Genomic DNA, 13,774 nt, shown 5'->3' with positions numbered 1-13,774 from the left:
GGTGCCAGACGGCTGAGCCGTCAGTGGTGCTCGACGGCTGAGCCGTCAGTCGAGCACCTTGCGCAGCGTGCGCAGGTTTCGGTTGGTCGTAGCGGACTTGTACTTCTTGCGGCCGGTGGCCTTGCCGAACGGGCTCTTCAACGTCTGGCCGCGTTCCACCTCCCAATACAGGACGCCGTCACCGAGCTCGATTTGTTCGAGCGTGGCGTCGAGATCGTCTCGCAGCTCGGCAAGTTCGTCGAGCGCCGCGGGGTCCGACGACATCAGCACATACGGCTGCCAGCCGTCCTTCTCGTCGAACGGGTAGGCCTCGATGATCGCGGCCACGGTATCCAGGTCGAGCAACACGATCCAGGCTTCGTAGCCGAACTGCTTGTTCAGCGCCGCCTCGATTTCCGCCTTCAGCTTCGTGCGATCGGTGCGGTCGGAGGAGAACACCACGTTGCCCGAAGCCAAGACGGTGTGGGCGTCGTCGAATCCAAGCTGCGCGAAGACGTTTCGCAGATCCGCCATCTTGATGTTGATGCCGCCGACGTTGACGCCGCGCAGAAAGGCAACGAACCGGGTCATGGTTTCAGGTTATCCCGGCGCATCCGTGTAGCCTGTCCGATGCGGACGAGTTGGCTGGGCGGCCGCGGCGATGGGTACCGGCACGCGAGTGCGCTGGCCTGCCGCCGAGGAAAGTCCGGACTCCACAGAGCAGGGCGGTTGCTAACGGCAACCCGGGGTGACCCGCGGGACAGTGCCACAGAAAACAGACCGCCGGCGCTTTGCGTCGGTGAGGGTGAAACGGTGCGGTAAGAGCGCACCAGCGTCTCGGGTGACCGGGACGGCTAGGTAAACCCCGCCCGGAGCAAGGTCAAAGGCCGCACCGCGTCCAATGGACGCAGTGCGGCTGCGCAGGTGTTTGAGGGCTGCTCGCCCGAGCCTGCGGGTGGACTGCTCGAGGTACCCGGCAACGGTGTGCCCAGATGGATGGTCGCCACCCGGCACCTCGGTGCCGGGGACAGGATCCGGCTTACACGCCGACTCGTCCGCCCCTAATGCTCAGCAGAGCGGCTTGATCGCGATGTACATCGTGTTGACCTGCATGTCGCTCGGCTTGTCGCCGTTGTTCTCCGCGCGCTTGCTGATCTCTTCCTTGACCTCGGCCTCGCTCTTGCCGTCGGAGATGTCCCCACAGGTATCCACGAGGATCGCCTTGATCTCCTCGTCAGATTTGCCTTCGGCGAGAGTTGAGTAGGTGGCCCGATAAACGGTGACGAAGCCGCTCACCTTGGCGTCGTCCCACATCTCGCCGGCTTTGTCCTGAAGTGACTGGGCGGTGGACTGGGCGGAGGAAATGGCCGCCTCTGCCGAGGATGCGGCAGCCTCCTGGGCAGTGGGTTCGTCATCGGAACAGCCCGAGACGAAGAGAACGAGTGCGGTGGCTGATGCCGCGAACGCGGCCGCTGCGATACGCATGGCGCGATCGTACGGGGGTACCAGAGTGGGCGCGGCGAATTCGGTTGTGCGCATACGAAAGAGCCCCCGCCGTGATACGGCGGGGGCTCTTTCGAAACTCAGGGGGATTACAGCGGCCCAATGACGAGCATCTGCGCCCAATAGGTGGCTTGATCCACCCCCAGGTAGGGCAGAAGCTGGTCGAAAATAAGGGTCGACATCGCTGAGGCTCCATTCTGCAGTGACGCTGTGCCGGTCGAGTCTAACGGCGGTCACCGTTACATTCCGACCGGGGAAGCGTAACAGGATATGGACAAATGTCCATCGTGGCGCGTCCAACGTGATATATGACTGCGCTGCCGCTGTGACCGGGGGCGATGCGCATGTACAGTGACCAGCGCCATACTATCTCGACACTGCCGTTCGGCAGCTTTCTCGACTCGACCCAGGGGTGTTCACTGATGCGTGCAGGATTTTTTCGTTCGTTGGCGGCCGGTGCTGTTGTGTTTGGCGCCGCCGCCGCAGGAGTAGTTATGGCTGCCGCCCCGGCATCCGCGCTGGGAGTCACGCCGGTGCCCGGGGGGTACCAGGTCGATCTGACGCACGACGAGACGGTCTGGGTCAGCCAGAACAACATCGGTCGTGCGGCCGCAGGCCTGCCGCATCCGTCGGCAGCGTCGTTCGGCCAGACCCTCGGATCGGTCGCGTCGGTCGCGGCCGAGTTCCCGCAGGGCCGCGTCAGCTTTACCGTGTTCGGTCCCCTGGACACCCTGAACGGAACGATGGTCGCCTACAAGGATTGACCTCACCACTGTGATCGGTGCCCCTGTCCTCCGATCACAGTTCGAGCACCCGGCCGCGGCGGCCATGCGGATTGAGATTCGCATGGTCGTCGCGGTCTTTTGTCGACTGGTGCGGTGGACTCGGCCGCTACGCGCCGAGTGCTCCGCAGGCGACCGAGAGTCGCTCGATTGCCGGCTGATACCCCGCGAGTGCCGTCCGGGCGGCTTGTTCCTCGGCCATGTACAGCAGGCCATAGCCGAATCGGTCCTCGTGCGCCGCTCCAGCAGCGTCCGCCGCGGCGAGTATGGCGAGCTGCGATTCGATCGCGTCGCGGTGGTCTCCGAGCACGGTCTGCAGCGCCTTTGCCTCGGCGGCCACCACTTCGGCTGATTCGCCGAGCGTCGGGCCGGCAGCCTCGGCCGCGTAGCGCAGCCGCTTGGCTGATTTGCGGACGTCGTGCAGCGCTTCGATACGGGCATCCGGGGCCGCGGCGAACTCGGTCCGGACATGCTCACGCACCCGCCGGTAGGCCGCGCTGAGCGCCACGACGCAGACCTCCGTGTCCGGGTCATCCGCCGCCGGGCCGGAGGGTGGCGTCGCGAGCAGCCGCGCGAGCGCCGCCCGCAATGCGCCGTAGCGTTCCCCGTCGAGCGCGGCGTGGATATCGCCGAGCGCTCGGTCGTATCGCTCGCGCTCCGCGGTCACAAGCCGGGTGCGGAGCGGATCCGCAATCAACCCCGCCGGTTGCTCATCGAGCAGTTTGACGAACCGCGCTGCCCGCACCTCGGCATCCCGTGCGACGCCGAGCACTTCGCCCAGCCAGCGGAGTTCGGTGCGGATCGCATCGGTCTCGTCTCGATCGAAGACCCGGCGGTAGGAGCGCAGCACACTGCGCAGCCGCCGCGTCGCCACGCGCATCTTGTGCACCGAGTCGTACGCGTCGGTGCGGACCTCGGGCTCGGCTGCGAAAAGGCGGTCCGCGTCGAGTGATATCGCTGCGACGAGCGCCGGGCCGGCGGGAGCGCCGCTCACGATGTCGCCCCCGCCCGGAACCTGTCGGTGGCGGCGACCAGTCCGTCGACGATGCCCGGCTCGTTCGACGCGTGGCCCGCGTCGTCGACGATGCACAGTTCCGAACCCGGCCACGCCCGGTGCAGTTCCCATGCGCTCGTCGCAGGGCACACGACGTCGTAGCGGCCCTGCACGATCACTGCGGGGATATCCGCGATCGACGAAATATCCTGCAGCAGTTGCTCTTCAGTGAGGAAGCCGGCGTGGCGGAAGTAGTGGTTCTCGATCCTCGCGAAGGCGAGCGCGAACCGCGGGTCGGCTGCCTCGGCGACCCGTTCGGGTTTGGGGAGGAGCGAACTCGTGGCGCTTTCCCAGGTGGACCAGGCCACCGCGGCGGGGATCGACACCGCGGGGTCGGCGTCCCAGAGCAGGCGGTGGTAGGCCTCGACGAAGTCTCCGCCACGTTCGGATTCGGGTACCGGAGCGACGAACTTCTCCCACATCTCGGGGAATATGTATCCGGTGGAGCCGTTGTAGTACCAGTCGATTTCCTTGCGCCGCAACAGGAATATGCCGCGCAGCACCAATTCGGTGACCCGGCTCGGGTATCGCTGGGCGTAGGCGAGTGCGAGTGTCGATCCCCAGGATCCGCCGAACACGAGCCACTGCTCGACGCCGAGATGATTACGCACGGCCTCGATATCGGAGATCAGGTGGTCCGTCGTATTGGTCGCAAGATCCTCGGGCACGGTGGCCTCGGCGACGTGCGGGGTCGAGTTGCCGCAGCCGCGCTGGTCGAGCAGCACGATTCGATAGGCCGTGGGATCGAAGAACTGCCGGTTGAACGGCGCGGTGCCGCCGCCCGGGCCGCCGTGCAGGAACACCGCCGGTTTCCCGTCCGGGTTGCCACTCGTCTCCCAGTAGATCTGCTGGCCGTCGCCGACATCGAGGTGACCGCTGTCGTACGGATCGAGCTCGGGATACAGCGTGCGCATGATCTAGAACCCGACGAGTCCGGAAGCGAGATCGGGAATTTCGAGCAATTCCATCGCCTGCTGCCGCACCTCGGGGCAGTGCTCGGTAGTCACCGAGTCGATCAGCGCGCGGTTGCGCAGCACCTCGATATTGATCGTGCCGTTCTGCGCCGCCCAGGTTTGCACGACGATGTTGAGCCCCGGCTTGCCCAGCGTCGGGCCCTGGATGCGCCAGTTCGACAGTTCCGCCTCAATCGCGTCGCACAGCTGCTGGGCTGCCGCTGCGGTCACCGCGGGGGCGCCCGGAATCGTCTCGCGGGGCGTGGCGGTGCTCGGCTCAGGAGATGAAGTGGACGTGGGGGATTCGGTGGTCTGGCTTTCGCAGGCCGCGGTCAGGGCGAGCGCCGCGACGGCGAGGACTGCGAAACGGATCCGGCGAGTCGGCATTCTCCGAGTCTGCCAGCCCGGTGCCGAGTACCGCGCCGCCAGCACCGCTGCCGGGCCGCCGTTGCACCGCCTCCGCGTGATCACCGGGGAACGGGGGCCATATGTTCGGGTTCGCGACACCGAACAAATGGCCGCGGTGAGGCCGGAAGTAGCGGCCATATGCTCGTGATCACCGTGGAAGGTGACCACGAGCAGTCAGGGGTTCTGGGCTTCTAGAAGCTGTGCTCGGCGTCCGGGAAGGCGCCGGTACGGACCTCGGCAGCGTACTGAGCGGCAGCGCTGCGCAATTCGTCGCCGACCGCACCGAAGCGCTTGACGAACTTCGCGGTCTTGCCACTGGTCATGCCGGCCATGTCCTGCCAGACGAGCACCTGCGCGTCGCATTCGTTGCCGGCGCCGATGCCGACGGTCGGAATGCTCAGCTTGCGGGTGACCTGGCCGGCGAGATCGGCGGGCACCATTTCCATCACGACCGAGAAGGCGCCTGCCTCCTGAACCGCGATGGCGTCGGCAACCAGCTGCTCGGCGCCGTCGCCGCGGCCCTGCACACGGAAGCCGCCGAGCGAGTTCACGCTCTGCGGGGTGAAGCCGATATGCGCCATGACCGGGATACCGGCCGCGGTGATCGCCGCGATCGCGTCGACCGCACGCTCGCCGCCCTCGAGCTTGACCGCGTGCGCGAGGCCTTCCTTCATGAACCGGGTAGCGCTGTCCACCGCCTGCTGGGGCGAGGTTTCGTAGCTGCCGAACGGGAGATCCGCCACGACCAGCGCGTGCGGAGCGCCTCGGACCACGCCGCGGACGAGCGGGATGAGCTCGTCGATCGTGACGGGGACCGTGGTCTCGTAGCCGTAGACGACGTTCGCAGCCGAATCGCCGACGAGCAGGACCGGGATGCCGGCCTCCTCGAAGATGCGCGCGGTGGAGAAGTCGTACGCGGTGAGCATGGCCCAGCGGTCACCCGCGGCCTTCATGGCCTGGAGGTGGTGAATACGGGTCTTGCGCTTTGGAGCGTCTGCCGAGGTATCTGTAGCCGCACCGTAGACAGGCGCGATTGACTCGGACATCTTTGTCCCTTCCTTATCCTCGAGGCCCAACGCGGGTCCCCGGGTAATGACGAAGTCGATGACGCAGTTGATTCTTCCACTGCGTGATGCCCACTTGTAGGGCGCTGATCAGTGCAATTTGTCACAAGCTGGGCAAAGTGTGACGGGCTCGGGGGTGGCGCGGACCTGCGTCGCATCGCGAAGACGACCATCCGATCGGCTCGCCTACCCTCGTGGGATGTCGATCGCCACCCGTCTCGTCGTACCGGCGATCGTCGGACTTGTCGCCGCTGTGCTGGCCGGATGCACCGGCTCGGATCCCGCGGACCCGGCCGATCAGGCAGACCCGGTCGCTGCCGAACTCACGCAGTTCTACGACCAATCGCCGAAGTGGTCGACGTGCGACGGATTTGAGAGCGATATGCCGCTGTCCTCCACGCTCGAATGCGCATGGATCGCCGTCCCGCTCGACTACGACAAGCCCGATGGCGATACCGCTCGGATCGCGATCTCGCGTTCGCCCGCGACCGGCTCGAAGATCGGCTCGCTATTGCTGAACCCCGGCGGACCGGGCGGCTCGGGGCTGGGTATGGCGACGCGCGCGAATGGCACGCCGATCGCCGAACACTTCGACGTCGTCGGGTTCGACCCGCGCGGGATCGGAGCCTCGACACCGACCGTGCGCTGCGTCACGCCCGAGCAAGCCGATGCCGAGCGCAAGGACCTCGACATCGACATGACCGCGACCGGGATCGCAGACACCGAGCGCGAGGATCGGGATTACGCCGCCGGTTGTGAAAGCGACGGCGGTGACGAACTGCTGGCGCATGTCGGCACCCGGGAGGTGGTGCGCGATCTCGACATCATCCGGTCCGCGCTCGGTGACGAGAAGCTCAACTACATCGGCTATTCGTACGGCACCCGGATCGGAGCCGCCTACGCCGAGCAGTTCCCGCAGCATGTGCGCGCGCTGGTCCTCGACGGGGCCGTGTTGCCCGATGGCAACCCGATCGAGGAGGCGGTGCAGCAGGCGGCCGGGTTCCAGGGTGCCTTCGATGCGTACGCCCGCGATTGCGCCGCGGCAGCGGCATGCCCGCTCGGGTCCGACTCGGCCCGCGCCGTGGAGGCTTATCGCGCCCTGGTCGATCCGCTCATCGAACGGCCTGCCGCGACGAATGACTCACGCGGACTCGGATACAACGACGCGATCGCGGGCACGCTGCAGGCGCTGTACTCGCCCGACCAGTGGCGCACGCTTACTGGCGGACTGCGGGAGTTGACCCGTGGCCACGGTGACACCCTGCTGCGGCTCGCCGACATGTCCGAGGGGCGGGGCGACGAAGGCGAGTACTCGAATCTCAACGACGCGTTCAACGCGATCCGGTGCGTGGACGATCCGCGGGTGACGGATCGGGCGGTGGTGGGGGAGGCCGACGCTCGATACCGCCAGGCCGCCCCGTTCCTCGACGACGGTCGCGGCACCGGCGAGGCGCCGCTGGATCTGTGCGCCCAGTGGCCGGTCCCGGCGACGATGACGCCGCATCGCATCTCGGTGGCGGGACTCGCACCCGTTCTTGTCGTGTCGACCACCGAGGATCCGGCGACGCCGTACGCGGCGGGCGTGGAGTTGGCCGACCAGCTGGGTGGTGTGCTGCTCACCTACCGCGGGACGCAGCACACCGTGGTGTTGTCCGGGGTGCCGTGCGTGGACACTGCGGTCGCCGATTACCTGATCGATACGATTTCGCCGCCCGAAGGGCTGACGTGCTGAAAGCCGACATCACGCGGCCAAAATCCGCGATGTGAGAAGTTCGCGGCAGATTCCGATTTCGCAACGTAACACAGAGTTAACGCTGCATGCCTAGTCTCGCGAGCATGGATCGTCAAAAGGAATTCGTGCTTCGGACCCTCGAGGAGCGCGACATTCGGTTCGTCCGTCTGTGGTTCACCGACGTGCAGGGATACCTGAAATCGGTGGCCATTGCGCCCGCCGAGTTGGAAGGCGCATTCGAGGACGGAATTGGCTTCGACGGTTCGGCGATCGAGGGCTTCGCCCGGGTATCGGAGGCCGACATGGTCGCCAAGCCCGACCCGTCGAGTTTCCAGATTCTGCCGTGGGCCAGCAGCAAGGGCCACCAGCATTCGGCGCGCATGTTCTGCGACATCGTGATGCCGGACGGGTCGCCGTCCTGGGCCGACCCGCGGCACGTGCTGCGCAGGCAGTTGAACAAGGCTGCCGACCTGGGCTTCAGCTGCTACGTCCATCCCGAGATCGAGTTCTTCCTCGTGGAGAACGCGCCGAACGACGGAACCCCGCCGACTCCGGCCGACACCGGCGGTTTCTTCGACCAGACCGTGCACGAGAGCGCGCCGAACTTCCGCCGCCACGCCATCGACGCGCTCGAGTCGATGGGCATCTCGGTCGAATTCACCCATCATGAGGGCGCGCCCGGCCAGCAGGAGATCGACCTGCGGTATGCGGACGCGCTGTCGATGGCGGACAACGTGATGACCTTCCGGTACCTCATCAAGGAGGTCGCGATCGAGGAGGGCGTGCGCGCGACGTTCATGCCCAAGCCGTTCACCAAGTACCCGGGCTCCGCGATGCACACGCACATGAGTCTGTTCGAGGGTGAGACCAACGCGTTCCACGATCCGGACGATCCGATCCAGCTGTCCGAGACCGCTCGGGCGTTCGTCGCCGGCGTGCTCGAGCACGCCAACGAGATCACCGCGGTCACCAACCAGTGGGTGAACTCCTACAAGCGCCTGATTCGTGGCGGCGAGGCGCCGACGGCGGCAACGTGGGGCCGGTCCAACCGCTCGGCGTTGATCCGTGTACCGATGTACACGCCGAACAAGGCGGCGTCGCGTCGTGTCGAGATCCGTTCGCCTGACTCGGCGTGCAACCCGTACCTCGCCTTCGCGGTGGTGCTCGCGGCCGGTCTCCGCGGCATCGAGAAGGGCTACACCCTTGGCCCCGCGGCCGAAGAGGATGTGGCAGCGCTGACCGGCGCCGAGCGGCGTGCGATGGGCTTCCGGGACCTGCCGGCGAACCTCAACGAGGCGCTCAACGCGATGGAGAAATCCGAACTCGTCGCCGAGGCGCTCGGTGAGCACGTCTACGACTTCTTCCTGCGCAACAAGCGCCGCGAATGGGAGGAGTACCGCAGCCGCGTGACGCCGTTCGAGCTCGAGCAGTACCTCGGCCTCTGAAAGACGTCGCACCCTCGGATATCTTTGCTGCATGCCCGCACCCGGTACGTCACGACCTGTAGTTCCGAGCGCGGGTCGGCTCGGTCTGGTGGAGCCGAACGCCGCCGCCGATCTGCGATCGCTGGGTTGGAGCCGGATCGAGAATGTTCCGCTGCTGTGGTCGCTGTCGCGTGCCCCTGATGCGGATCTGGCGCTGCGGACCATCGTCGCCCTGCGTGACGGCCTCGGTACGGACTGGAATGAGCTCGACCAGGCGCTGCAGACGGATACGTCATTGCGGGGGCGGCTCTTCGGGGTGATCGGCGCGTCGAGCGCGCTCGCCGATCACCTGGTTGCCGACCCGGGGGCGTGGGGCCTGCTTCGGGCCAGGAACCTGCCCAGCAAGGAATCGATGACGGCGGATCTACTCGCCGCCGTCGACGCCACCCCGGAGGAAGGGCCGAACGCCGGGGCGCTGGTTTACCGTGCCGCGCTCACCGGCCCCAAAGCCGTTATTGCCCTTCGTAAGTGCTATCGCGACCAGTTGCTCGTGCTGGCCGGCCTCGACATGGCCGCGGTGGTCGAGGACGAGCCGGTGCTGCCATACGTCGCGGTCGGTAACCACCTGTCCGATCTCGCCGATGCCGCGCTGACCGCCGCGCTCGCGGTGGCCATCGCGACCATCAGTCCGGACGAGCCGCTGCCGACGCGGATCGCGGTGCTGGCGATGGGCAAATGTGGTGCGCGCGAACTGAATTACGTCAGCGACGTGGATGTCGTCTTCGTTGCGGAGCCCGCCGACACGAAGTCCAACCGGATCGCCGCCGAGATGATGAAGATCGGCACCGAGGCCTTCTTCGAGGTAGACGCCGGACTGCGACCGGAGGGGCGGCGCGGCGAGCTGACCCGCACACTCGACTCGCACATCGCCTACTACGAGCGCTGGGCCAAGACCTGGGAGTTCCAGGCACTGCTCAAAGCGAGGCCGAGCACCGGGGATCTGCAGCTCGGCGAAAGTTATTGTGCCGCGCTGATGCCGATGGTGTGGAAGGCATCGGAGCGGGAAGACTTCGTGACCGAGGTGCAGGCGATGCGCCGACGGGTGGAGAGCCTGGTTCCCGCGGACCTGCGTAATCGCGAGCTCAAGCTCGGTACCGGCAGCCTTCGTGACGTCGAATTCGCGGTGCAGCTACTGCAACTCGTACACGGCCGCCTCGATAATTCGCTGCACGTGCCGGACACCGTCACCGCCCTCGCGCGCTTGGCGGACGGTGGCTATGTCGGGCGCGACGATGCAGCGAACCTGACCGCGTCGTACGAGTTCCTGCGGCTGCTCGAGCATCGGCTGCAACTGCAGAAGCTCAAGCGCACTCATCTGCTGCCGCCCGAGGACGACACCGAGGGCATGCGCTGGCTCGCGCGGGCCGCGCACATGCGTCCCGACGGCCGCCAGGACGCGACCGGTGTGCTGCGTGCCGAGATCAAGCGCAACGCGCAGCGGGTCGGCCGCCTGCACGGCAAGCTGTTCTACCGCCCGCTGCTCGAATCGGTAATCCGGACCAGCGCACTGGCGATGGGCCCCGAGGCCGCGGTACGTCAGCTCGCCGTGCTCGGCTACGTCGCACCCGAACACGCCATCAACCACCTGCGGGCGCTCACCGCGGAGGGCACCCGCAAGGGCCGGATCCAGTCGCTGCTGCTGCCCACCCTGCTCGAGTGGCTCGGCGACACACCCGATCCGGACAAGGGACTGCTCGCCTATCGGCGGGTGTCCGAGGCACTGGAAGACGAGACGTGGTTCCTGCGCGAGTTGCGCGACGAGAGCGCGGTCGCGCAGCGCCTGATGATCGTGCTCGGCGGGTCCGCGTATCTGCCGGACCTGCTGATCAATGCGCCCGAGGTCATCCGGATGTATGCGGATGGCCCGGCAGGCCCGCTGCTGCTCGGCCCGAAGATCGAAGACGTTGCGCGGGGCATCATGTCCTCGTCGGCCCGCTACGACACCGCAGAACGCGCTGCGGCTGCGGCACGTTCGCTGCGCCGGTACGAACTCGCTCGGGTGGCATCGGCCGACATGCTCGGCATGCTCGAGGTCGAGGAGGTGTGCGCAGCGCTGTCATCGGTGTGGTCGGCCGTGCTCAATGCGGCACTGGAGTCGGCGATTTCGGCGAGCGAGGCCGAGTTGGGAGAAAAGGCACCGGCGACGTTCGCCGTGATCGGCATGGGTCGCCTCGGTGGTGCCGAACTGGGCTACGGCTCCGATGCCGACGTGATGTTCGTCTGCGATCCGGTGGCTGGGGCGGATGAGAACAAGGCCGTGCGGTGGGCCACTGGAATCGCCGAGAAGGTGCAGCGGGTGCTCGGTGCGCCGAGTGTCGATCCACCGCTCGACGTCGACGCCAACCTCCGCCCGGAGGGGCGCAGCGGCCCGCTCGTCCGAACCATCGGCGCATATCAGGCCTACTACGAGCAGTGGGCGCAGCCGTGGGAGGTCCAGGCGCTGCTACGCGCGCATCCGGTCGCGGGCGACGCGGATCTCGGTCTGCGGTTCCTGCACACCATCGATGCTGTCCGCTACCCGAAGGGCGGCATCTCGCCCGACGACGTCCGGGAAATCCGCCGCATCAAGGCGCGGGTGGATTCCGAGCGGCTTCCGCGCGGTGCCGACCCGCTGACGCACACGAAGCTCGGCCGCGGCGCCCTGTCCGATATCGAATGGACCGTGCAGTTGCTGCAGCTCAAGCACGCGCACGAAGTGCAGTCGCTGCACAACACATCCACATTGCAGACCCTCGACGCGATTTCGGCTGCGGGACTGGTGAATCCGGCCGATGTCGAACTGCTACGGGAGGCCTGGATCACCGCGACGCGGGCGCGCAACGCACTCGTGTTGGTGCGAGGTAAGCCGAGTGATCAACTGCCCAGCGCGGGCCGGGAACTGGTTGCCATCGCCCGCGCGGCGGGATGGAAGACCGACGATCCGGGCGAGTTCCTCGACCATTACCTGCGCGTCACCCGGCGCGCCCGCAACGTCGTGCTCGAGGTGTTCGGCAGCTAGATCGTGATCCGTCTGTGCGCTGAGGTCCGTTTTCTCGATCGTTTGGCGGGTAGACCGTGGGAAAGCGGAATTCGATCTCGATGCGCAACGGCGGAGGCGTATGGCTGGGCAACCGGGAGCAGAGCGTGATTTGTCGGCACAGGTCGGCGATCCGTTGGTGGTGAGCGGGGTTTTCGATCAGCTTCGGTTGGCTGCAGTTGCCCTGACCGGACCCGACCACCGCATCGTCGCGACAACTGGGGCTTACCGGGCGTTTACCGGCCGCCGAGACATGATCGGGAAGGCTGTTCCGGACCTGTTTCCCGAGGCCATGGGGCAGCAGATTGTGCCTATCTTCGATCGGGTCTATACGTCGGGGCAGTCCGAGTCGCTGCGTGAGCTCCGTGTTCAGGTCGAGATACCGATCAAGGGACAGCTCGTCGAGTACTTTGTGGACGTCAACGCGAACCCCTTCCGGGGACCCGAGGGCGACGTTATTGGTGTGCTTGTCGACGTTGTGGATGTGAGCGAGCGAGTGCGCGGGCGGCAGACGTCGCACAAGCGCGCCGTCGAAGCCGAACGTCGCTACGAACAGGCTCGTGACCTCGTCGACGCCGTGCAACGCGAGTTGTTGCCGACGGGCGTGCCGGTGTTGCCGCGGGTGCAGATTGCCGCGACGTATTTGCTCGCCGATGTGGACACCGCAGCGGGCGGCGATTGGTTCGATGCGCTGGTACTGCCGGATGGACGGACCGCGCTGGTGGTGGGTGACGTCGTCGGCCACGGCGTTGCGGCCTCGGCAACGATGGGACAGCTACGGATCGTTCTGCACGAACAGCTGGCCAACAACACCGATATCACCGCGGGATTGAGCGGGCTCGACGCCGCGGCCGACCGGATCCGTGGTGCCAGGGCAGCGACGGTGTGCGTCGTGTTGCTCGATCCGGACACCGGCGCGCTCGAGTACTGCACGGCGGGGCACCCGCCGCCGTTGGTGGTCTCGACGAGCGGCAATTCTCGCTATCTGCCGGCAACCGGCGCAGGCCCGGTGGGGGTTGGCGGTGAATTTCTGTCGACGTCGATCGGTCGCGACCGACTCGCCGATGACGAGCTCGTGCTGTTGTATACCGACGGAATTCTGGAACGACCTGGACGTGAGCCGGCTCAGAGCACCGTTGAACTGGCCGAGGCCGCAGGCGATATCGCGGCCAACCGCGCCCTGCGCGGCGATACGGATTCTCCGGTCGAGCGTGTGTGCACCCAGACGCTCGAGTTGCTGATTCGGGTCACTGGGCACACCGACGACATCACGCTGCTTGCCGGTCAGCGGGCAACAGCGCCACCGGATCTCGATTTGCAGGTCGTCGCGACGCCGGCATCGCTGGCGATCGTCCGTGAGCGTTTCGACCAGTGGATGACCGGTGCACGGGTAAGCGATGACGATGCCCACGCGCTGCGCCACGCCATGGTGGAGCTCGCGACCAACGCGATCGAACACGCTTATGTTGATTCGGCAGATGTCGCCGTGTGCACGATCACGGCTGCGCTTGCGGACACCGGGCGGGTCAGTATCCAAGTCGCCGATCAAGGACACTGGCGCGATCCGGCTCCGTCACCAGATCGGGGTCTGGGTCTGCAATTGACCGAGGCGCTGGTGGACAGCGTGCGGGTCGAACACAACGGACATGGCACCACGGCGACCGTGTCTCATCGACTCCGGCAGCCGGCCCGGCTACTCACTGCGGTCGAAGTCCCATGGCGGCCACCCGAACAGGTCGTAGCGCGGCGCGGCGCGCTGAGCGTGGAAGCCCAAGCAGGGGAGGAGAACCCGAGGATCC

Annotated in this window: 11 protein-coding genes and 1 other RNA gene; 6 read left to right on the top strand and 6 right to left on the bottom strand. The window is 66.6% G+C overall.

Annotation, left to right across the window (positions count from 1 at the left end):
• Positions 1–45: 45 nt before the first annotated feature.
• Positions 46–570, bottom strand: a complete 525-nt coding sequence (locus A8G08_RS02440) for a DUF1697 domain-containing protein (protein ID WP_068269621.1) — start codon at positions 568–570, stop codon at positions 46–48.
• A gap of 46 nt (positions 571–616) precedes the next feature.
• On the opposite strand from A8G08_RS02440, the gene rnpB reads away from it, so the two are divergent.
• Positions 617–1,037, top strand: an RNA gene (gene rnpB, locus A8G08_RS02435) — RNase P RNA component class A.
• 10 nt (positions 1,038–1,047) lie between these two features.
• Here the strand turns inward: rnpB and A8G08_RS02430 are convergent.
• Complete coding sequence (locus A8G08_RS02430; RefSeq protein ID WP_157108372.1) at positions 1,048–1,464, bottom strand: hypothetical protein; 417 nt, start codon at positions 1,462–1,464, stop codon at positions 1,048–1,050.
• 512 nt (positions 1,465–1,976) lie between these two features.
• Here A8G08_RS02430 and A8G08_RS02425 point away from each other — a divergent pair.
• On the top strand, positions 1,977–2,246 hold the full coding sequence (locus A8G08_RS02425) for a hypothetical protein (RefSeq protein ID WP_245672573.1): 270 nt from the start codon (positions 1,977–1,979) through the stop codon (positions 2,244–2,246).
• 127 nt (positions 2,247–2,373) lie between these two features.
• Here the strand turns inward: A8G08_RS02425 and A8G08_RS02420 are convergent, their stop codons facing one another.
• From A8G08_RS02420 to panB, 4 genes are all read right to left on the bottom strand, one after another.
• A complete protein-coding gene (locus A8G08_RS02420) occupies positions 2,374–3,258 on the bottom strand; it encodes a CHAD domain-containing protein (RefSeq protein WP_068269616.1) in 885 nt (294 codons plus the stop codon).
• The gene (pip, locus tag A8G08_RS02415) at positions 3,255–4,232 is read right to left on the bottom strand and encodes a prolyl aminopeptidase (protein ID WP_068269613.1); all 978 of its coding nucleotides are present in this window, start codon (positions 4,230–4,232) and stop codon (positions 3,255–3,257) included. Before pip ends, A8G08_RS02420 begins: the two co-directional genes overlap by 4 nt.
• 3 nt (positions 4,233–4,235) lie before the next feature.
• Positions 4,236–4,658: a hypothetical protein gene (locus A8G08_RS02410; protein ID WP_068269704.1), complete on the bottom strand. Its 423-nt coding sequence runs from the start codon at positions 4,656–4,658 to the stop codon at positions 4,236–4,238.
• A gap of 212 nt (positions 4,659–4,870) precedes the next feature.
• Positions 4,871–5,725, bottom strand: coding sequence for a 3-methyl-2-oxobutanoate hydroxymethyltransferase (gene panB / locus A8G08_RS02405; protein ID WP_068269702.1), 855 nt, complete (start codon positions 5,723–5,725; stop codon positions 4,871–4,873).
• 217 nt (positions 5,726–5,942) lie between these two features.
• On the opposite strand from panB, the gene A8G08_RS02400 reads away from it, so the two are divergent.
• The 4 genes from A8G08_RS02400 to A8G08_RS02385 form a co-directional block, all read left to right on the top strand.
• On the top strand, positions 5,943–7,475 hold the full coding sequence (locus A8G08_RS02400; protein ID WP_068269611.1) for an alpha/beta hydrolase: 1,533 nt from the start codon (positions 5,943–5,945) through the stop codon (positions 7,473–7,475).
• 104 nt (positions 7,476–7,579) lie between these two features.
• Complete coding sequence (gene glnA, locus A8G08_RS02395) at positions 7,580–8,920, top strand: type I glutamate--ammonia ligase (RefSeq protein ID WP_068269609.1); 1,341 nt, start codon at positions 7,580–7,582, stop codon at positions 8,918–8,920.
• 31 nt (positions 8,921–8,951) lie between these two features.
• The gene (locus A8G08_RS02390) at positions 8,952–11,957 is read left to right on the top strand and encodes a bifunctional [glutamine synthetase] adenylyltransferase/[glutamine synthetase]-adenylyl-L-tyrosine phosphorylase (protein ID WP_068269607.1); all 3,006 of its coding nucleotides are present in this window, start codon (positions 8,952–8,954) and stop codon (positions 11,955–11,957) included.
• Between the two features lie 100 nt (positions 11,958–12,057).
• Positions 12,058–13,774 (top strand): ATP-binding SpoIIE family protein phosphatase (locus A8G08_RS02385; RefSeq protein ID WP_068269605.1); only part of this gene is annotated, 1,717 nt, incomplete at its 3' end.

The sequence above is a fragment of the Aldersonia kunmingensis genome, assembly GCF_001646865.1.
In the GTDB taxonomy this organism is placed as follows: Bacteria; Actinomycetota; Actinomycetes; order Mycobacteriales; family Mycobacteriaceae; genus Aldersonia; species Aldersonia kunmingensis.
The sequence above is the reverse complement of the archived record's forward strand: the minus strand, read 5'-3'. Positions and strand labels throughout refer to the sequence as shown.

Excerpts from the sequence above, each read along its gene's own strand:
- A8G08_RS02430 (WP_157108372.1), bottom strand. The coding sequence starts at position 1,464 with ATGCGTATCGCAGCGGCCGCGTTCGCGGCATCAGCCACCGCACTCGTT.
- pip (WP_068269613.1), bottom strand. The coding sequence starts at position 4,232 with ATGCGCACGCTGTATCCCGAGCTCGATCCGTACGACAGCGGTCACCTC.
- panB (WP_068269702.1), bottom strand. The coding sequence starts at position 5,725 with ATGTCCGAGTCAATCGCGCCTGTCTACGGTGCGGCTACAGATACCTCG.
- A8G08_RS02400 (WP_068269611.1), top strand. The coding sequence starts at position 5,943 with ATGTCGATCGCCACCCGTCTCGTCGTACCGGCGATCGTCGGACTTGTC.
- glnA (WP_068269609.1), top strand. The coding sequence starts at position 7,580 with ATGGATCGTCAAAAGGAATTCGTGCTTCGGACCCTCGAGGAGCGCGAC.
- A8G08_RS02440 (WP_068269621.1), bottom strand. The coding sequence starts at position 570 with ATGACCCGGTTCGTTGCCTTTCTGCGCGGCGTCAACGTCGGCGGCATC.
- A8G08_RS02390 (WP_068269607.1), top strand. The coding sequence starts at position 8,952 with ATGCCCGCACCCGGTACGTCACGACCTGTAGTTCCGAGCGCGGGTCGG.
- A8G08_RS02410 (WP_068269704.1), bottom strand. The coding sequence starts at position 4,658 with ATGCCGACTCGCCGGATCCGTTTCGCAGTCCTCGCCGTCGCGGCGCTC.
- A8G08_RS02425 (WP_245672573.1), top strand. The coding sequence starts at position 1,977 with ATGGCTGCCGCCCCGGCATCCGCGCTGGGAGTCACGCCGGTGCCCGGG.